The 18,763-nt window shown below is 66.8% G+C and carries 19 protein-coding genes and 1 riboswitch; of the genes, 6 read left to right on the forward strand and 13 right to left on the reverse strand.

Annotation, left to right across the window (positions count from 1 at the left end; all coding sequences use genetic code 11):
• Nucleotides 1-5 precede the first annotated feature (5 nt).
• The 9 genes from hslV to LCI23_RS03305 form a co-directional block, all read right to left on the reverse strand.
• Nucleotides 6-542 carry an ATP-dependent protease subunit HslV gene (gene hslV / locus LCI23_RS03265; protein WP_224943969.1) on the reverse strand — a complete coding sequence of 179 codons (537 nt, stop codon included), beginning with the start codon at nucleotides 540-542 and terminating at the stop codon, nucleotides 6-8.
• Between the two features lie 110 nt (nucleotides 543-652).
• The gene (locus LCI23_RS03270; protein ID WP_224943971.1) at nucleotides 653-1,945 is read right to left on the reverse strand and encodes a hypothetical protein; all 1,293 of its coding nucleotides are present in this window, start codon (nucleotides 1,943-1,945) and stop codon (nucleotides 653-655) included.
• 219 nt (nucleotides 1,946-2,164) lie between these two features.
• Nucleotides 2,165-2,617, reverse strand: a complete 453-nt coding sequence (gene dksA / locus LCI23_RS03275; protein ID WP_224943975.1) for an RNA polymerase-binding protein DksA — start codon at nucleotides 2,615-2,617, stop codon at nucleotides 2,165-2,167.
• A gap of 245 nt (nucleotides 2,618-2,862) precedes the next feature.
• Complete coding sequence (locus LCI23_RS03280) at nucleotides 2,863-3,930, reverse strand: GTP-binding protein (protein ID WP_224943978.1); 1,068 nt, start codon at nucleotides 3,928-3,930, stop codon at nucleotides 2,863-2,865.
• Between the two features lie 143 nt (nucleotides 3,931-4,073).
• Nucleotides 4,074-5,009, reverse strand: coding sequence for a tyrosine recombinase XerC (gene xerC / locus LCI23_RS03285; protein WP_224943983.1), 936 nt, complete (start codon nucleotides 5,007-5,009; stop codon nucleotides 4,074-4,076).
• Nucleotides 5,010-5,013: 4 nt separating this feature from the next.
• Nucleotides 5,014-5,679, reverse strand: coding sequence for a DUF484 family protein (locus LCI23_RS03290; RefSeq protein ID WP_224943986.1), 666 nt, complete (start codon nucleotides 5,677-5,679; stop codon nucleotides 5,014-5,016).
• 106 nt (nucleotides 5,680-5,785) lie between these two features.
• Nucleotides 5,786-7,066, reverse strand: a complete 1,281-nt coding sequence (locus LCI23_RS03295) for a porin (RefSeq protein WP_224943988.1) — start codon at nucleotides 7,064-7,066, stop codon at nucleotides 5,786-5,788.
• 225 nt (nucleotides 7,067-7,291) lie between these two features.
• Nucleotides 7,292-8,344 carry a porin gene (locus LCI23_RS03300; protein WP_224943991.1) on the reverse strand — a complete coding sequence of 351 codons (1,053 nt, stop codon included), beginning with the start codon at nucleotides 8,342-8,344 and terminating at the stop codon, nucleotides 7,292-7,294.
• A 445-nt stretch (nucleotides 8,345-8,789) separates the two neighbouring features.
• Nucleotides 8,790-9,704 (reverse strand): LysR family transcriptional regulator, encoded by a 915-nt coding sequence (locus LCI23_RS03305; RefSeq protein WP_224943994.1) that lies wholly within the window; start codon nucleotides 9,702-9,704, stop codon nucleotides 8,790-8,792.
• Between the two features lie 70 nt (nucleotides 9,705-9,774).
• On the opposite strand from LCI23_RS03305, the gene LCI23_RS03310 reads away from it, so the two are divergent.
• Both LCI23_RS03310 and LCI23_RS03315 read left to right on the forward strand, forming a co-directional pair.
• A complete protein-coding gene (locus LCI23_RS03310; protein WP_224944016.1) occupies nucleotides 9,775-10,146 on the forward strand; it encodes a cupin domain-containing protein in 372 nt (123 codons plus the stop codon).
• 89 nt (nucleotides 10,147-10,235) lie between these two features.
• A complete protein-coding gene (locus LCI23_RS03315) occupies nucleotides 10,236-11,087 on the forward strand; it encodes an oxygenase MpaB family protein (protein WP_224944023.1) in 852 nt (283 codons plus the stop codon).
• Nucleotides 11,088-11,096: 9 nt separating this feature from the next.
• Here the strand turns inward: LCI23_RS03315 and dapF are convergent, their stop codons facing one another.
• Genes dapF through LCI23_RS03330 form a run of 3 tightly spaced genes read right to left on the reverse strand, consistent with a single transcriptional unit; the run spans nucleotide 11,097 to nucleotide 13,677 of the window.
• A complete protein-coding gene (gene dapF / locus LCI23_RS03320) occupies nucleotides 11,097-11,948 on the reverse strand; it encodes a diaminopimelate epimerase (protein WP_224944024.1) in 852 nt (283 codons plus the stop codon).
• Nucleotides 11,949-11,965: 17 nt separating this feature from the next.
• Nucleotides 11,966-12,829 carry a lipid A biosynthesis acyltransferase gene (locus LCI23_RS03325; RefSeq protein WP_224944027.1) on the reverse strand — a complete coding sequence of 288 codons (864 nt, stop codon included), beginning with the start codon at nucleotides 12,827-12,829 and terminating at the stop codon, nucleotides 11,966-11,968.
• A complete protein-coding gene (locus LCI23_RS03330; RefSeq protein ID WP_224944030.1) occupies nucleotides 12,826-13,677 on the reverse strand; it encodes a lysophospholipid acyltransferase family protein in 852 nt (283 codons plus the stop codon). The genes LCI23_RS03325 and LCI23_RS03330 overlap by 4 nt, the downstream gene beginning before the upstream one ends.
• Before the next feature lie 200 nt (nucleotides 13,678-13,877).
• Between LCI23_RS03330 and metK the strand changes: the two genes are divergently transcribed.
• From metK to metF, 4 genes are all read left to right on the forward strand, one after another.
• Nucleotides 13,878-15,044: a methionine adenosyltransferase gene (gene metK / locus LCI23_RS03335; protein ID WP_224944047.1), complete on the forward strand. Its 1,167-nt coding sequence runs from the start codon at nucleotides 13,878-13,880 to the stop codon at nucleotides 15,042-15,044.
• Between the two features lie 106 nt (nucleotides 15,045-15,150).
• Nucleotides 15,151-15,222: riboswitch (S-adenosyl-L-homocysteine riboswitch) on the forward strand.
• Nucleotides 15,223-15,250: 28 nt separating this feature from the next.
• Entirely contained in the window at nucleotides 15,251-16,666 is a 1,416-nt protein-coding gene (gene ahcY / locus LCI23_RS03340; protein ID WP_224944048.1) for an adenosylhomocysteinase, read from the forward strand.
• Nucleotides 16,667-16,774: 108 nt separating this feature from the next.
• Complete coding sequence (locus LCI23_RS03345; RefSeq protein ID WP_224944049.1) at nucleotides 16,775-17,131, forward strand: phage holin family protein; 357 nt, start codon at nucleotides 16,775-16,777, stop codon at nucleotides 17,129-17,131.
• The gene (gene metF, locus LCI23_RS03350) at nucleotides 17,118-17,948 is read left to right on the forward strand and encodes a methylenetetrahydrofolate reductase [NAD(P)H] (protein ID WP_224944050.1); all 831 of its coding nucleotides are present in this window, start codon (nucleotides 17,118-17,120) and stop codon (nucleotides 17,946-17,948) included. The genes LCI23_RS03345 and metF overlap by 14 nt, the downstream gene beginning before the upstream one ends.
• A gap of 215 nt (nucleotides 17,949-18,163) precedes the next feature.
• Here the strand turns inward: metF and LCI23_RS03355 are convergent, their stop codons facing one another.
• Nucleotides 18,164-18,763: a 5-formyltetrahydrofolate cyclo-ligase gene (locus LCI23_RS03355; protein WP_224944051.1), complete on the reverse strand. Its 600-nt coding sequence runs from the start codon at nucleotides 18,761-18,763 to the stop codon at nucleotides 18,164-18,166.

The following is an 18,763-nucleotide window of genomic DNA, read 5'->3' on the forward strand; positions in this document are numbered from 1 at the left end:
CTGGTTCATTCCAGGGTCTCGATGATGTGGTTCAGGTTGGTGTAGATGCACAGCTCGCCGGCGATGGTCAGCGCCTTCTTGACCACTTCGGCTGGTGGCATGTCGGTGTTCTCGTACAGGGCCTTGGCTGCCGACTGGGCGTACACGCCGCCCGAACCGATCGCGCCGATGCCGTCGGTCGGCTCGAGCACGTCGCCGTTGCCGGTGATGATCAGGGTCGATTCGCGGTCGGCGACCAGCAGCATCGCTTCCAGCTTGCGCAGCATGCGGTCGGTACGCCAGTCCTTGGCCAGTTCGACCGAGGCGCGCATCAGGTTGCCCTGGTGTTTTTCCAGCTTGGCTTCGAAGCGGTCGAGCAGGGTGAAGGCGTCGGCGGTAGCGCCGGCAAAGCCGCACAGGACCTTGCCCTGGTAGAGGGTGCGCACCTTGCGCGCCGAGCCCTTCATGACGACGTTGCCCAGCGTGACCTGGCCATCGCCGCCCAGCGCAACCTGGTTGCCGCGCCGCACACTGACGATGGTGGTGCCGTGAAATTGTTCCATTTTATGCCTCGTGGTTGTCTAGCACCCCGCAGATGGGGTGGGGGCATAAAATTGCAAGACAAACGCGGCTAAAAACTGTCGAGCAGGCAAAACCGCCCGCGTGACTGGTCTCAGTAGCGGTGCGGATACAGACGGATCGTATCGCCACCCTGTCCATAGCCGAGCAGGCGCAGCAGGGCCGCCACCAGGTGGTTCAGCTCGCGCAGCTCGACGCGCCGTTCCTGGCCAGTATGGACGCGCAGCCGGGCCTGCAGCGCGGTGGCGAAGCCGTAGTCCATGCGCGCCAGGCGCGCGCAGTCCAGCACCAGCACCGTGCGTCCGTCGGCGTAGGCGTCGATGGCGTCCAGCAGGGCGCCACCGTCGCCCAGCGCCAGCGCGGGCAGCAGGAAGCGGTCGCCCGCCCGCGGCGCCGGGGGCGCGGTCGAGACCCGTTTGGGCGCCTCGAACGAAGGCGGCGACACCTCGAAGGTGACGCAGTAATCCATCGCCGACTCTTCGAAATCCTTCTCGCGGTTCGACAGCAGCAGCAGTTCCAGCAGCAGCAGCCAGGGCGCCTGGCCGCCCGCGCGCTCGCCGACGGCGAGCATGGGACGCAAGGTCGCCATCAGGGTGTCGGCGCCGGCCAGCACCAGTTCGCGGCCGTCCTCCCGCAGCGCCTGCAGGGCCGCCAGCAGGCGCGCGCAGCCGTCGGCATCGGCGCTGCGCACCGCGCCCAGGTCGATGCGCACCAGCGGGGAGCTGGCCGCCAGCAGGCGCGCCAGGCCGGGGGCGATGCCGGCGTCCAGCACCGGGCCGAAGCGCTCGGCGGCGGCCACGCCGGCCAGCGGGGGCGCGTCCTGGTCCGGCACCAGTGGCTGCCAGGCCGGCGGCGAGGTCTCGAAATGGCTGGCGTAATCGATCGCGATGCTCTCGAATTCAGCTTCCTGTCCGGTGGCCTGGTACAGGTCGAACAGCATCCACCATGGCAGGCGCTCGCTGTGGCCGAAGCCGGCCAGGCTGTCGCGCAGCAGGCGCTCGGCGGCGGCGGCCTGGCCGTTGGCGTACAGGATGGCGCTTTCCTCGACGGCCGGCGCGGTGGCCGGTTGGGCCGCGGCGTCGGGCAGCTCGTCCATGCCGGTTTCCGGCGCCGCCAGCGGCGCGCTGGCCGCAGCGGCGGCGGGATGACGCGCGCCGCTGCCCCAGGCCGGCTCGTCGTCGAAGATCACCGAGGCCATCTCCAGCTCGATCTCATCGATCTTGGCCGCGGTGGCGCGCGCGATGGCACGCTGGCGTTCGCGTTCTTCCTGCGCCTGGGCGCCGCCAAGGCGCGAGGGGGTGCCCGCGCGCAGGCGCGTGTCGATGCCGTCCCGGAGCTCTCCGGCCGGCGCGTCGCTCTTTTTCTTCAGGAAGGAAAACAGCCCCATGACCCCAATGGATGAATGGACAAGTCCGTCGTACGGGCATGACGGTAACACGGCTGTGCGCAGCCGGCGCTGCGCGCACACGCCCACGGCGCCAGTCGTGTCACGCTAGTATCCCATAGGAAATAGAAAGATATGCACACTTGAAAACCGTGCGCAAAAGAAAAAAGCATGCACCTCACGGCACATGCTTTCTTCATTGGAGCACCAGGGACAGCGCGATCAGTCGCCGTACAGTTTCTGCTTGAGCTCGCGGCGCTGCTGGGCTTCCAGCGACAGGGTCGCGGTCGGACGGGCGATCAGGCGCGCGACCCCGATCGGTTCGCCGGTTTCATCGCACCAGCCGTATTCGCCGTTCTCGATGGCCTGCAGCGATTGCTGGACCTTCTTGAGCAGCTTGCGCTCACGGTCGCGGGTACGCAGCTCCAGCGCGTGTTCTTCCTCGATGGTCGCGCGGTCGGCCGGGTCCGGCACCAGCACGGTTTCGCGCAGGTGCTCGGTGGTTTCGCCGGCATTCTTCAGCAATTCCTTCTCGAGTTCCTGCAAGCGGTGGCGGAAGAAGGCCAGCTGCGCCGGATTCATGTAGTCGTCGTCGCCCATCGCCCGAATTTCTTCTTCCGTCAGAAGGCGTTCTTCAGGCTGCGCGGCGGTATTCGGTTTCGTTGTTTTAGTCATGATGCCTTCGATACGACAGAGGTTTTCATTTTAGCAGCAAACTCAGCATTAACACCCTTGCAACAGGTGCGTGCGGAGAGCCGCTGCCCCGGACGGCATTTGCCGTCCTGCACTGCCTGTGCCGGCTCGCCCGCGGCGCGCCGGACGCTGTCCGGAATAACGCTTGGCGCCTTGGGGGCGCCCGGCCGCCAACTGTCGCGGCTGGCCGTCAGCGGGTTCGGACCGACCCGCAAAACTGATGTAGTTTATACCAAACACTGTTCAAGTCCGCTGATAAATACGTCTTTTGGCAAATTTTTACCAATAAAGACCATTTTACTGGCGCGGGTCTCGCCCTCGGCCCATTTTGCGCCGAGGTCGCTACCCATGATCTGGTGCACGCCCTGGAACACGACCTTGCGATCGGCGCCCTGCATCGACAGCACGCCCTTGTAGCGCAGCATCTGCGGACCGAAGACCTGCACCATGCTGCCCAGGAACTGGTCGAGGCGCTCGGGATCGAAGGCGCGCTCGCTCCTGAACACGAAGGCGGCGATGTCGTCGCTGTGGTGGCTGTGGTGGTGGTCGTGCGCATGGTCGTGGTGGGCGCAGGCTTCGCCATGGGCGTGATCGTGGCCGCAGTCTTCGCCATGCGCGTGATCATGATCGTGCTCCTCGGCGCGCAGGAAGTCCGGATCCAGCTCCAGCTTGTCGTTCAGGTTGAAGCCGCGCAGGTCCAGCACCTCGGCGATCGGCGCGCGGCCGAAGTCGCTGGTGGCGATCGGGGCGCGCGGGTTGATGCGGTGCAGGCGCGCCTTCAGGGCTTCGACGGCCGCGGCATCGACCAGGTCGGTCTTCGACAGCAGGATCTTGTCGGCGAAACCGACCTGGCGCTGGGCTTCCTCGTGGCGGTCCAGCTGGTCCATCGCATGGCGCGCATCGACCACGGTCACGACCGCGTCGAGCAGGTAGTTGGCGCCGACTTCCTCGTCCACGAAGAAGGTCTGCGCCACCGGCCCCGGGTTGGCCAGGCCCGTGGTCTCGATGACCACGCGATCAAAAGCGATCTCGCCGGCGGCGCGCTTTTGCGCCAGGTTGCCCAGGGCCACGATCAGGTCGCCGCGCACGGTGCAGCAGATGCAGCCATTGTTCATTTCGACGATCTGCTCGCCGCTGTCGCGCACCAGGATCTCGTTGTCGATGTTTTCCTGGCCGAACTCGTTTTCGATGACGGCGATGCGCAGGCCGTGTTCCTCGTGCAGGATGCGGTTGAGCAGGGTGGTCTTGCCTGCGCCGAGGAAGCCGGTGAGGATGGTGCTGGGGATGGGTTCCATGTTCGCTTTGCTGTCAGTGAGGTCCGCACCAGGCGGGAGAATCGGGCGATTATGCCGGATTTCGTGTTACACCACCATCAACCGTGTAGCGTCTTGACGCTGCTCATGCCTGCGTCGCGAGCCGGACCGAGTTCAGCGCGCGCTCACTTGGACTTCGCGCGCGGATGGGCCCGGTCGTACACGGCAGCCAGGTGCTGGAAGTCGAGCGCCGTATAGATCTGGGTCGAGGTGATGCTGGCGTGGCCGAGCAGTTCCTGGACGGCGCGCAGGTCCCCCGAGGATTGCAGCAGGTGCGAGGCGAAGGAATGGCGCAGCACGTGCGGGTGGACGTGCACCGGCGTGCCCGCCCGCAGCGCATGGGCTTTCAGGCGGGCCTGCACGACGCGCGGCGTGATGCGCACGCCACGCGCGGACAGGAACAGGGCGGCGCTGCCGTCGCGGGCAGCGGGCCGCACGGCCAGCCAGGCCACCAGGGCGCTGCGCGCCGGCGCGCCGACCGGCACGCGGCGCATGCGCCGGCCCTTGCCGGTGACGACCACCTCGCCCGCCGGCAGGTCGAGCCAGCCGAGCGAGGCCGGGACGCCATTGCCGCCTTCGGTATAGACCATGTCGAGGCCGACCAGTTCCGCCACCCGCAGGCCGCTCGAATACAGCAATTCGAACATAGCGCGGTCGCACAGCTCGGCCGGTTCCGGATGGCCGCGGGTATTCGCTTCCATCAGCTGCACCGCATCGTCCACCGACAGTGCCTTGGGCAGGGTCTTGGGGCGGCGCGGCGCGCGTACGCCGTCGACCGGATTGGCCGGCAGCGCCTGCTGGCCGGAGAGCCAGTCGTAGAAGCCGCGCCAGCCGGACAGCTTGCGCGCGATCGAGCGCGCCGACTGGCCGCCGGCGTGCAATTTCGCCGCGAAGCGGCGGATATCGTGGTGGGTCAGGCGCGCCCAGTCGGCATGGCCGGCCAGGGCGGCCAGTTCCTGCAGGTCGCGGCGGTAGGCCGCAACCGTGTGCGGCGACAGCTGGCGCTGGGTGGCCAGCTCGCCCAGGTAGCGCGCGGCCAGTCCGTCCTGCGCCGCCGTCATGGCGTCAAGCGCGCAGCGGCGCCAGCGCAGTGCTGGCGGTGGCGGCGATGTGGACCAGGAAGTCGGTCGCCATGGTCGAGGTGAAGCGCTCGGCATCCGGCGCGCCCAGTACCAGCAGGCCGAAGGTCTTGCCTTCCAGGGTGAGCGGCATCAGCACGGTCGAACGCACCGCGGCCGGCTCGTCGAGCCAGCGCACCGCCTCGAAGTCGTTGTTCAGGCCGCAGTAAGGGGCGCGCAGGCCGGTGGCGAACAGCCGGGCGTCTTCCGACACGCCGCTCGCGAACCAGGCGTCGCGGTGTTCCGGCGCCACGTTCCACAGGCGCAGCGTGACCTGTGGCACCATGAATTCGGTGCGCAGCGCGTCGACCAGGTCGCGCGCCATCGCGGCGCCGCCGCCGGAGGCGAGCAGGGCCTGGTTCCAGGCGTGGAAGCGGTTCGCGATCGCGTGGTTTTCCTCGGCGCGGCGGGTCAGTTCGGCCAGGCGCAGTTCGAGTACCCGGTATTTTTCGCGCATGACTTCCATCTGCCGTTCCTGCAGCGATACCGCGCGCCCGGTCAGTGGGCTCGACAGCTTTACTTCGCCCAGCAGCCTGGCGTGTTCCTCGAAGAACTGCGGGTGGTCGATCAGGTATTGGGCGACGGCCTGGGCGTCGAGGGTCTCGTTGGTCATGAAGTAAGAAAGTGAAGATATCCGTCCGTCATTTTAACCGACGGGCCAAGCGCGAAGGACATAAAAAAAGACGCCCCGCAGGGCGTCTTCTCTGGAGGGCGAACGCTTAGAAGCGGTGACGCACGCCGATCTGCAGGGCGCGGCCGTCTTCGCCCGGACGCTTGGTGAAGCCGCCCGGATTGCCCGAGGTGCCCGGCGAGTACTGGGCGTCGTTCGAGTTCCTGATGATGGCTGCCACGGTGTACAGGTCGGTACGCTTGGACAGGAAGTGGTTGTAGCCGATGGCGTACAGGTCGGCGTCGCTGTTCGAGACCAGGCGGTCGTTCTGGTGTGCGTAGGACGCCATGATGCGGCCGTTGCCCACCTTGTAGTGGCCGCCCACCTGCCAGCTGTTGGCGTCCTGCTTGGTGTTGTTGGTGATATTGGTCACGAACACGTTACGCAGGAAAGCCTGGGTGGCGGCAGGCAGGCCTTGCTGCACCAGCGCCGGGGTCACGCCGGCATCCCAGCCGTTGATATAGTCTGCCAGCAGCGCCGAGTTCTGGTTGCGCTGGCTGTGGAAGCCGGCGAACAGTTTCCAGCTGTCGTTGATGGCGTAGGAACCGCCCACGGTGGTGGTGCGCAGGCTCGGACGGTTCTGCTGGTCGTAGCCGTGGTTGTAGCCGATGCCGACGTCGAAGCCGTTCGCGCTATAGGTCAGGGCGCCGGCGCGGAACTTGTTGTAGCGGCCCAGGTAGCCCGAACCCTTCGGACCGTACATCAGCGAACCGCCGACGCCGTTCGGCAGGGCGATGCGGTACTGGATGGCTTCCTGCGAGCGGATGTCCGCGCCCAGTGCGGTGAAACCGGCGGTGCCGCCGGTCACGTGGCCCCAGGTACCGGCAGTGCCGGATTCGAAGGTGTCGGCCTTGTTGAAGACTTCATAGCCAGGGGTGTACATGCGGCCCAGCAGGATGGCGCCGACCGGGGTGATCACGCCGACCATGGCGGTACGGTCGAACAGGGCGCGTTCCTGGTTGACGGCCGGGCCGCCCGGCGGCTGGATCAGGGATTGCAGGCGCGAGCGGATCGTGGCCGGAATCGCATCCATGCCCTTGAGCAGGTAAACACCCGGATTGTCGTTCATCAGGGTCGGCTGCTGGGTACCGGTGTCGAGCTCGACGCGTGCCTCGAGATTGAAGATGGCCTTGTAGCCGTTGCCGAGGTCTTCAGTGCCCTTGAAACCGATGCGCGAACCGTCGGCGCCGCCGCTGAAGATCTTGGTCGGGCCACCTTTCTGCCACATCACGCCGGCGTCGGCGATGCCGTAGATTTGCACGCTGGTCTGCGCGAAGGCCGAGGTTGCGAAACAGGTGCCGAGCAGCGCGGCCAGGATACTTTTCTTCATTGCATCTCCATTTATTTACGAACGAGCGTTTTCTTACTAGCCTTGCCAATATGCCATTGCGGCTGTGCACTGTACAGATTCCCGATGCACGGCGGGCGGAAGGCAGTGCTAACGTTGCTTAAAAACTACAAAAACGTGCTGGAAACAACAGGGGCGGGCATGGTGACCATGTCCGCCCCTGTCAGGAGCGTGGGCCCGTTGTCCCACGCTTGGCCGGAATACCGGTCAGAACGAGTGGTTGACGCCCACGTCGTAGTGGTTGACGCTCGACGGGAGCGTGCTCAGGCCTTTCTTGCGCGAAGCGTCGACGTACAGGTAGGTACGCTTCGACAGACTGTACTCGTAGCCGAGCGAGAATTGCTTGACCTTCTGCAGGCCGTCCGTGTCTTTCTGGCCGTAGCCGGCGAGGAACTTGCCTGGGCCCATGGTGTAGTTCGCGCCCAGCACCCATGCATTGGTGTTGGCGTTCGCGAAGCGGTTGTGTTCCTGGTCCTGCTTCGAGTACAGGCCCATCAGCTTCAGTTCCGGGGTGGCGGCAAAGGATGCGCCGATCGACCAGACCTTCGATTCGATGGCGTTGCGCTCGTAGCCGGCCATGAACGCGGCCGGACCATTGTTGTAGGTGCCGGTGATCGAGAACGGATTGACCGATGCCTCGGCGCCCACCGGATACTGCGGCGCGGTCGCGGTGCCGCGGCCGATCACGGCCGGGCCGCCGCCGTTTTCCTTGGTGGCGAAGGCGGCATTCACCTGGAAGCCGTTGGTCAGCGGCGAGTTGTACCAGGCGGCGTTCGCGAAGCGGTTATTCGAATAGCCTGCCACGTCGAGCGGCTGGGAGGTGTAGCCGGCGACCGCGAGGTCGGTCCAGAAACCGGCTGGGCTCGGCGAAGCGTGGAAGGGCTCGAACGCACCCACGGTTTCGTGGTACGGGGTCAGGCCGCGGCCGATGCGCACCATGCCGAAGTCGCCCTGCAGGCCGACCCGGCTCTGGCCCTGGAACAGCGGACGCTGGGTGCCATTGGCGCCGATTTCATTGGTGCCGGTATCCGGCTCGTAACGCATTTCGAGTTGGAACAGTGCCTTGAGGCCATTGCCCAGTTCTTCGGTTCCCTTGAAGCCGAGGGTATTCGAGGCGCGCTTGCCGATGTTCAGGCTCTGGCCGCTGCGCTTGATGAGGCCGGCGTCGACGGTGCCATAGATCTGCACCGCGGTTTGTGCATGGACGCTGCCGGCAGCGATTGCGCCAAGCAGTGCGACGACCATGAGGGATTGTTTCATTGTTCGTGTTCCTTTTCTTAAGTGAATCTCGGTGGCCCGGCAGGCATCGTGGGCATAGACAGCGCATCCAGGTCACCAACCTTCAATACTTGACTCGTCAAGATTGTCGGTTTTGTCAATTATGACTGTCGAGATTGGTCCAAAGCCAATAAATCCAATCGTGCTGTTGTATTTTTGAAACGCGGATGATGGCCATGTCACATTTCTCCTGCATAAGAATCCGCCGCGAATGCGGGTTTGCGCTACATCAACGAAGACCGGGCGACTGCAGCCCATCCGGGCCAGAAGGAAACTACCGCCAGCGGCTGTAGCGGCTGCGCGGCATGGTGGGCAAAGCGGCCAGGGCAGGCGAAGCGCAGGTGGCGCCGCGAGAGACCGGACTGGTGGCCGGATGGCCTGATCGCCGCGCTCACGCCGCGCCGGTCGCAGGCGGGGTCGGCCCCGGTTAGGTGCGGAACATGTCGCGCGCCATGTCCACGAAGGCGCGCGTCTGTGCCGGCAGCCAGGGTGCGCCGGAAAATACCAGGTTCACTTCAAGCGGCGCCGGCCGGTAGCCGGGCAGGACCTCGACCAGCCGCCCGGCATCGATCTCGGCCTGCGCCAGCAGCAGCGGCACCTGGATCAGGCCGAAGCCGGCGAGCGCCGCCTGCACCAGGGCCTGGCCGTCGTTGACGATCGCCTGGGCCTGCCACGAAGCGGATTCCGGCAGCAGTTCCACCGGGCGCGCGCGGCCGACGTCGGGCCGGCGGAACAACACGCCCTGGTGCCGCGCCAGCTCGGCCGGCGTGGCCGGCGTGCCAGCCTGCGCCAGGTAGGCGGGCGCAGCGCACACGACCAGCGGCGACTCGGTGAGCCTGAGCGCGCGCAGCCTGCTGTCCTTGAGCTGGCCGAAGCGCAGGGCAAGGTCGTTGCGGTCGCGCACCAGGTCGCTGCGGCCGTCGGTCACGTTCAGGCACAGCTGGACGCGCGGCCAGGCGGCGCGGTAGCGGGCGAGCAGGGGCGCGAGCCAGGCCAGGCAGCCGCTGGGAATCGACAGCGCAAGCTGCCCGGCCAGGCCGTCCGGCGCCGCCAGTTCCTGCTGGACCTGGTCGAGCCGCGCGATCAGTTCGCTCCAGGCCTCGAAAGCCTGCTGGCCGCGCACCGTCGGCGCCAGGTGGCGGTTGTCGCGCGCCAGCAGGCTGGTGCCGAGTTCCGCTTCCAGGCGCGCGATGTTCTTGCTCACCGCCGAAGGCGTCAGCCCGAGCAGGCGCGCGGCGCTGCTGATGCCGCCGGTGCGCACCACCTGGACGAAGCAGCGCTGCTTGACCAGTTCCGGCGCCCCGTCGCCACCTTTGACTTTGTGTCCATCCGGTTTGGACATGCCGTGTAGTGTTCCCGATCCGTGCGGACGGCGATAATCCGCTCCATTCCCTGTCAATACGGAGTCCGCCATGCAAGTACGCCACCTGCACACCATCCCGGCCGTCGAACTGCCGGGCATCACGCACCAGACCCTCGCCTCGCGCGCCGGCCAGATCGGCTCCTTCGAGGTATGGCAGCAGTCGCTGTCGCCGGGCGCGGTCACGCCCCTGCATCGCCATGATTGCGAGGAAGTTATCATATTTACGGGCGGTACAGGCATCATGCGCCACGACGGCCAGGACACGCCGTGCGGCGCCGGCACGGTGCTGCTGTGCCAGCCGAACGAGCTGCACCAGATCCTCAACACCGGCAGCGCGCCGCTGACCCTGTACGGCATCCTGGCGCTGTCGCCGGTCCCGGTGGTCGACGAACATGGGGACGCGATTCCCTTGCCCTGGTAGCGTGCCTCGGTGGCGCCGCGGCAGGCGCATCCTGCTTATTGTCTGCTGGCTGGCGCAAGCGCGAACCCGCCGAGAGAAGGAGCATGCCGATGCTGGACAGGATACGGGAACTGATGGCGCCGCCGCCGGGCATGGCCTTCGACTTCAGCCAGCCGGCGGGCGAGCCGGCGCTGGCGCCGCGCGATGGCGTGGCCTGGCAGGTGTTCGCCAATCCGGTGGCGCTGTTCATCGGCGGGGTGGCCGCGGTGCTGCTCGAGCTGGCCGAGCCCTCGGTACGGGCCGGGGTGTGGGACCACAGCAGCTTCCGGCGCGACCCGGTGATGCGCCTGCGCCGCACCGGCTTCGCCGCCATGATGACGGTGTACGGCCCGCGCACGGCAGCCGAGGCGCTGATCGCGCGCGTGGTGCGCATGCACGGCCGGGTCGAGGGCAGCACCCCGGACGGCGGGCGCTACCATGCAAGCGATCCGCGCCTGCTCGACTGGGTGCATGCGACCGCCACCTTCGGTTTCACCGAGGCCTATCACCGCTATGTGCGGGCGCTGTCGGCGGCCGAGAAGGATGCCGCCTTTGCCGAAGGCCGGCCGGCCGCCCTGCTGTATGGCGCCAGCGGTTCGCCCGCCAGCTGGCGCGAATGGGAAGCGCTGCTGGCCGCGACCGCGCCCGGCCTGCGCGGCTCGGAGACGCTGGCCGCCTTCCTGCACACCATGGGCGCGGCGCCGATCGCACCCGCGCCGCTGCGGCGGCTGCAGTCGCTGCTGCTGCGCGCCGCGGTGGAGATCGTGCCGGAGCCGGTGCGCTCGCTGCCGGAGCTACGCGGTCAAGGCCTGCGGCCCGGGGAGGGATGGCTGGTCGGCGCGCTGGCGCGCAGCGCCGGGCTGCTGCCGCTGGGCGACACGCCGCCGGTCCAGGCCGCGCGCCGCCTGGCGGCGCCAGCCTAGCGCGCCGCGTCAAATCTCGATGGCGCCTTCGAACACGGTCACGGCCGGACCGCTCAGGTAGACCGGCTGGCCGGGGCCGTCCCAAGCAATGCTGAGTTCGCCTCCCCGGGCCGCGACCCGTACCGGCGAGTCGAGCAAGCCGCGCCGGATGCCGGCCACAACGGCCGCGCAGGCGCCGGTGCCGCAGGCCAGGGTTTCGCCGGCGCCGCGCTCGAAGACGCGCAGCCTGATGTGATGGCGGTCGACCACCTGCATGAAGCCGGCGTTGACCTTGTTCGGGAAGCGCGGGTGGGTCTCGATCGCGGGACCCAGCGTTGCCACCGGGGCGCTGTCCACATCCTCGACCACCTGCACCGCGTGCGGATTGCCCATCGAGACCACCGACAGGAACACGGTCTTGCCACCCAGCGGCAGCGGCCAGGTGGTGTCCGCACCCTCGGCCCGGGCGGCCAGGCCGGCACTGTCGAAGGGCACCTCGGCCGGGTCGAGGCGCGGCGCGCCCATGTCCACGGTGACGCTGCCATCGTCCTCGAGACGCGGGGCGATGACGCCTTTCATGGTCTCGACGCGGATGCTGCGCTCGCCCGACAAACCCTTGTCGCTGACGAAGCGGGCGAAGGCGCGCGCGCCATTGCCGCACTGTTCGACTTCACCGCCGTCGCTGTTGAAGATGCGGTAGCGGAAGTCGACGCCGGCCGATCGCGGGCGCTCCACCACCAGGATCTGGTCGGCGCCGATGCCGAAGCGGCGGTCGGCCAGGCGGCGCCACTGCTCCGCGCTCAGGTCCACTTCCTGGTGGATGGCGTCGATGACGATGAAGTCGTTGCCCGCACCGTGCATCTTGGTGAATTTCAGTTTCATGTTTCGGTCCTGCTTCATCAATCGTAGAACGAGGGCTCGCCCGGCGGCCGGGTCTTGAAGCGTTTATGGGTCCAGAAGTATTCGGCCGGCGCCTCGCGCACGCGCTCCTCGATGAAGGCGTTCATGCGGCGCGTCGCCTCGACCATGTCGTCGCCCGGGTAATTCTCCCACGCCGGGTAGAAACGCACACGCCAGCCCCGGTAGTCCGGCAGGTAGGTGGCGACCACCGGGATCACCTTGGCGCCGGTGGTGGCGGCGATGCGGCCCAGCGCGGTGAGGGTCGCGGCCGGGATGCCGAAGAAGGGCACGAACTCGGCATCCTTTTCGCCAAAGTCCATGTCTGGCAGCATGAAGTAGGGCAGGCCGTCGCGCAGTGCGCGCAGGATCGGCTTGATGCCTTCCTTGCGCGTCACCAGGCGCACCGGGCCATAGCGTTCGCGGCCGTGGCGCAGCAATTTGTCGAAGGCTTCGTTCTTTTGCGGCACGTACATGCTGCACACGGGGATCACGCGCGCCGCCACGCCGGCCACGTCCAGGCACACGAAGTGCGGGCACAGCAGGATGGTGGGGCCGCTTTCCATCTCGGCCTGCGGCACGCCTGGCTCGACATGGATGTAGCTGCGCACGCGCTCTTCCGGCGCCCACCACAGGATCGCGCGCTCGAAGATGCTGCGCGCATAGGCGCGGAAGTGCTGCTTCGCGATCGCATGGCGCTCGCTGTCCGACTTTTCGGGCATGCACAGGCGCAAATTGGTCAGCGTGATGCGGCGGCGCTTGCCCATGATCAGGAACATCAGGCTGCCGACCGCTTCGCCGAGGCGCCCCAGGATGGGCAGCGGCAGGAAGTGCAGCAGCCACAGTAAACCGAGCAGGAGCCTCATGCCGCGGCTCCGCTTTCCGGGCCGGCCACGCCTTCCGGCTGCTTGTAGCGGTTGTAGCTCCAGAAGTACTGGGCCGGGCAGCGCGCGATCAGCTGCTCCATGGCGCGGTTGATCGATGCCGCCTGCTCGGCGGCGCTGCCGTCCAGGCTGCCCTCGAAGGGCACGAAGCGCACGGTGTAGCCGCGGCCGCGCGGCAGGCGCTCGGCGTACACCAGCAGGATGTCGGCCTTGCCCAGCTGGGCCAGCTTGGCAGGCAGGGTCATGGTATAGGCGCTGCGGCCGAACCAGGGCGCCCACACGCCTTCGCCTTCCTGCGGCACCTGGTCGGGCAGCAGGCCGATCGGCTGGCCCGCCTTGAGGGTCTTGGCCAGGATGCGCACGCCGGCCAGGGTGGCCGGGGCCAGGTGCAGGTTATGGCGCGCGCGCGCGCCTTCGACCAGGGGTTTCAGGGCGCTCTTGCGCGGCGGACGGTACATCACGGTGAGCGCCGTGTGCAGCGCGATCTGCTGGGCCGTCATTTCGAAGCAGCCCAGGTGCGGGGTCAGGAACACGATGCCGCGGCCGGCGTCGAGGCGCTGCTGCACCAGCTCCCAGTTCTCGACGCTGGCGTGGCGCGCCACCCGCTGCGGGTCCGCGCACCAGACGAAGGCGAGTTCGATGATGGCCTTGCCGGCTTCGGCGACGGCCGCGTTCAGCTGGCTTTCATAGCCGGCCTGGGCCAGGTTGGCGCGCAGGCGGCGGCGGTAGGAACCGGACGATAAATAGACGAGCCAGCCGAGGCCCGCGCCGAGAGCATGCAAAAACGGCAATGGAAATACCGATAGTGCACGGAATAAAAGAACTAACATGCGATTGATCAGGCTTGAACGAGGTGGGCAAGGTAGAGCAAAATTCCCGAAGGAAGCGTAAAATACCACTTTATGCAGGATCCGCCGAGTTAATAGACAACTTGCGAAGCGGAATATAAATGTCGCTAAAGCGTCGCAGGCACCCGTTGCTGCGGCATCTCATCCAACACCGTACAACCGCAGCAGTAACTGGAGCCCACATGTCCAACGACTACCTCTTCACCTCCGAATCCGTCTCGGAAGGCCATCCCGACAAGGTCGCCGACCAGATTTCCGACGCCATCCTCGACGCCATCCTGGAACAGGATCCGCGCGCGCGCGTCGCCGCCGAAACCCTGTGCAACACCGGCCTGGTGGTGCTGGCGGGTGAAATCACCACCCACGCCAACGTCGACTACATCACGGTGGCGCGCAACACCATCAAGCGCATCGGCTACGACAACACCGACTACGGTATCGACTACAAGGGCTGCGCCGTGCTGGTCGCCTACGACAAGCAGTCGCCCGACATCGCCCAGGGCGTGGACGAAGGCGCCGGACTCGACCTCGACCAGGGCGCGGGGGACCAGGGCCTGATGTTCGGCTATGCCTGCGACGAGACCCCGGAACTGATGCCGGCCGCTATCTATTATTCGCACCGCCTGGTCGAGCGCCAGTCGCAGCTGCGCAAGGATGGCCGCCTGCCGTGGCTGCGTCCGGACGCCAAGTCGCAGGTCACCCTGCGCTACGTCGACGGCCGCCCGGTCGCCGTGGACACCGTGGTGCTCTCCACCCAGCACCACCCGGACGTGAGCCACTCGCAGATCGAGGAAGCGGTGATCGAAGAGATCATCAAGCCGACCCTGCCGCGCGAGTGGCTGGAAGGCACCCGCTACCTGGTCAACCCGACCGGCCGCTTCGTCATCGGCGGTCCGCAGGGCGACTGCGGCCTGACCGGCCGCAAGATCATCGTCGACACCTACGGTGGCGCGGCCCCGCACGGCGGCGGCGCCTTCTCCGGCAAGGACCCGTCCAAGGTCGACCGCTCGGCCGCCTATGCCGCGCGCTACGTGGCCAAGAACATCGTGGCCGCCGGCCTGGCGCGCCAGTGCCAGGTGCAGGTCAGCTACGCGATCGGCGTGGCCAAGCCGATCAACATCACCGTCTACACCGAAGGCACCGGCGTCATCCCGGATGAAAAGATCGCCCAGCTGGTGATGGAGCACTTCGACCTGCGCCCGAAAGGCATCGTCCAGATGCTCGACCTGCTGCGCCCGATCTACTGCAAGACCGCCGCCTATGGCCATTTCGGCCGCGAAGAGCCCGAGTTCACCTGGGAGCGCACCGACAAGGCGGCCCTGCTGCGCGCCGAGGCCGGCCTGGCCTGAGCCCGAACCCGGTCCCGGTCCGGGCCGGCTTCGGCCGGTCGATTACCGGGCGCGGCGGGATCACCACAGTGGCGGCCGCTGCGCCGCCACTCATGGTAAACTCGCCTATTCCGAGGAGCGTTGCGACGAAGATGCCCATCTTCGCCAGGCTCGGATATCAACACCGCGCTCACGTTACTTTTTTCAACCATTGAAAGGAGGGCGTGATGAACGCCGTACTGAAAGACACCACCCAGGATTACCTCGTTGCCGACATCGGCCTGGCCTCGTGGGGCGAGAAGGAAATCCGCATCGCGGAAACCGAAATGCCGGGCCTGATGGCGATCCGCGAGGAATACGCCAGCGCCCAGCCCCTGAAGGGCGCGCGCATCGCCGGTTCGCTGCACATGACGATCCAGACCGCGGTCCTGATCCGCACCCTGGAAGCCCTCGGCGCGCAAGTGCGCTGGGCGTCGTGCAACATCTACTCGACCCAGGACCATGCCGCCGCCGCCATCGCCGCGGTCGGCACCCCGGTGTTCGCCATCAAGGGCGAAACCCTGGACGAGTACTGGGAATACACCCACCGCATCTTCGAGTGGCCGGCGGACAACCACGCCAACATGATCCTGGACGACGGCGGCGACGCGACCCTGCTGCTGCACCTGGGCGTGCGCGCGGAACAGGACATCTCGGTGCTGGACAAGCCGGGTTCGGAAGAAGAAATCTGCCTGTTCAACGCCATCAAGGGCCGCCTGGCGCGTGACCCGCAGTGGTACTCGAAGCGCCTGCCGTGCATCCTGGGCGTGACCGAAGAGACCACCACCGGCGTGCACCGCCTGTACCAGATGCACCAGGAAGGCAAGCTGGCCTTCCCGGCGATCAACGTCAACGATTCCGTCACCAAGTCGAAGTTCGACAACCTGTACGGCTGCCGCGAATCGCTGGTGGATGGCATCAAGCGCGCCACCGACGTCATGATCGCCGGCAAGATCGCCGTGATCGCCGGCTATGGCGACGTGGGTAAAGGTTCCGCCCAGGCCATGCGCGCGCTGTCGGCGCAAGTGTGGGTCACCGAGATCGACCCGATCTGCGCCCTGCAGGCCGCGATGGAAGGCTACCGCGTCGTGACCATGGACTACGCTGCCGAGTTCGGCGACATCTTTGTCACCTGCACCGGCAACTACCACGTCATCACCGAAGCGCACATGCAGAAGATGAAAGACCAGGCCATCGTCTGCAACATCGGCCACTTCGACAACGAGATCGAAGTCGCCGCGCTGAAAAAATATGAGTGGGAAAACATCAAGCCGCAGGTCGACCACGTGATCTTCCCGGATGGCAAGCGCATCATCCTGCTGGCCGAAGGCCGCCTGGTGAACCTGGGCTGCGGCACCGGTCACCCGTCCTACGTGATGAGCTCCTCGTTCGCGAACCAGACCATTGCCCAGATCGAGCTGTTCGCCAACACCGACAAGTACCCGGTCGGCGTGTACACGCTGCCGAAGCACCTGGACGAGAAGGTCGCCCGCCTGCAACTGAAAAAGCTCAACGCCCAGCTGACCACGCTGACCGACGAGCAGGCCGCCTACATCTCGGTGAGCAAGGAAGGTCCGTACAAGCCGGACCACTACCGCTACTGATCGATTCCTGACCATGCGGGCGCTGCGTTCAAACCGGCGCCCGTTTTTTCAACAGCCGGGCATTTCGGCCGCATGCCGGAACGCCCGCGTACCACGAAAGCCGATGCGATGCGCCTCCTCATTACCTGGCTGATCAATGCCGCCGCCCTGATGGCCCTGCCATTTCTGATGTCGTCCGTTTCCGTGTCCAATTTCACGAGCGCGCTGATCGCCGCGCTCGTGCTCGGGCTGGTCAATACCCTGATCCGCCCGGTGCTGGTGATCCTGACCCTGCCGGTCACCGTGCTGTCGCTGGGCCTGTTCATCCTGGTCATCAACGCCTTCCTGTTCTGGATGGTGTCGCGCTGGGTCGATGGCTTCAACGTCGGCGGATTCGGTTCGGCCTTCATCGCCGCCATCCTGTACAGCATCATTTCGTGGGCGCTCTCTGCCTTGCTTCTCAAAGACAAAGATGGAAACTCCTAATTTCAGTATCGAGTTCTTTCCGCCCAAAACGGAAGAGGGTGCGCAGAAGCTGCGCGCCGTACGCCAGAAACTGGCTGAACTTCGCCCGACCTATTTTTCGGTGACCTTCGGCGCCGGCGGCACCACCCAGCAGGGCACGCTGCAGACCGTGCTCGAGATCAAGGCCGAAGGCCACCAGGCCGCACCCCACCTGTCCTGCGTGGGCGGCAACCGCGCGTCGCTGCGCGCCATCCTGCAGCAGTTCCAGGACCATGGCATCCGGCGCCTGGTGGCGCTGCGCGGCGACCTGCCGAGCGGCTATGGCGGCGGCGGCGAATTCCGCTACGCCAGCGAGCTGGTCGAATTCATCCGCCAGGAAACCGGCGACTGGTTCCACATCGAAGTGGCGGCCTATCCGGAAATGCACCCGCAGGCCCGCTCGCCCCAGGACGACCTGCAAGCCTTCGCGCGCAAGGTCCAGGCCGGCGCGAACGCCGCGATCACCCAGTATTTCTACAATGCCGACGCCTACTTCGACTTCGTCGACAGTGCCCGCAGGCTGGGGGTGGACGTGCCGATCGTGCCGGGCATCATGCCGATTACCAACTACACCCAGCTGATGCGCTTCTCGGACATGTGCGGCGCCGAGATCCCGCGCTGGGTGCGCAACCGGCTGGCCAGCTTCGGCGACGATTCGGCCTCGATCAAGGCCTTCGGCCTGGACGTGGTCACCAGCCTGTGCGAGCGCCTGCTGGCCGGCGGTGCGCCGGGGCTGCATTTCTACAGCATGAACCAGGCCGTGGCGACCACGGCGATCTGGCAGCGGCTGGTGAAATAAGCGACGGCGCGGCGGCGATCTGGCGCCGGTGTCCGATCCGCCGCGTCCCGTAGGGTGGGCGGCTCTACCTGTGCCGGATGGTCGGTCGCACAAGCAAGGCCGCCCACGCGTCCAGGCACTGCCCGGAGAGCCGCACAGGCAGCATCACCGTGATGTGGACGCGTGGGCGGCGCCCAGGGCGCGGCTATCCACTCACCACGATGGAGCCGCCCACCCTACAGCTCCGTGACGATCCGATCGAGCGGAATGTCATGCTCCCCGATGGCGAACTGCGCCTGCTGGCACGTATACGCGACGCCCAGCGTGCGCGGCCGCGGTGGCGCGGCCAGGGTCCTGTCATAAAACCCCCCGCCATAGCCCAGGCGGTAGCCGCGCGCATCGAAGCCCAGGCAGGGTACCAAGAGCGCATCCGGGCGCGCCACCAGCCGTCGCTCGGCCGGCACTGCCACCCCCAGGCTGTCGGCCACGGTCGGCTCACCCGGCACCCATTCGGCAAAACCGAGCGCCGCGTCGCGTGCCAGTACCACCGGCAAGGCCAGCCGTACGCCCGCCTCGGCCAATTCCGCGTAGGCTGGACGCAAGTCCGGCTCGCCCGCAAGCGGCCAGTACACCCCCAGCACCGCGCCGGGATCGGCATGCCACCAGGCCAGCACCCTGGCGCCAATCCGGTCGTCCCAGACGCGCCTGGTGGCGGGATCGATGGCGCGGCGCCGGTCTTTCAGGGTCCGGCGCAACTGTGGTTTATCGGTCAGGAGGCTTGCGCCCGTGCCTGGCGGGAGCCCGGGGGCACATGGTATTCTTGATTCGCCGGTCAT

It is taken from the genome of Massilia sp. MS-15 (genome assembly GCF_020176695.1).
Classification (GTDB): domain Bacteria; phylum Pseudomonadota; class Gammaproteobacteria; order Burkholderiales; family Burkholderiaceae_D; genus Telluria; species Telluria hydrophila.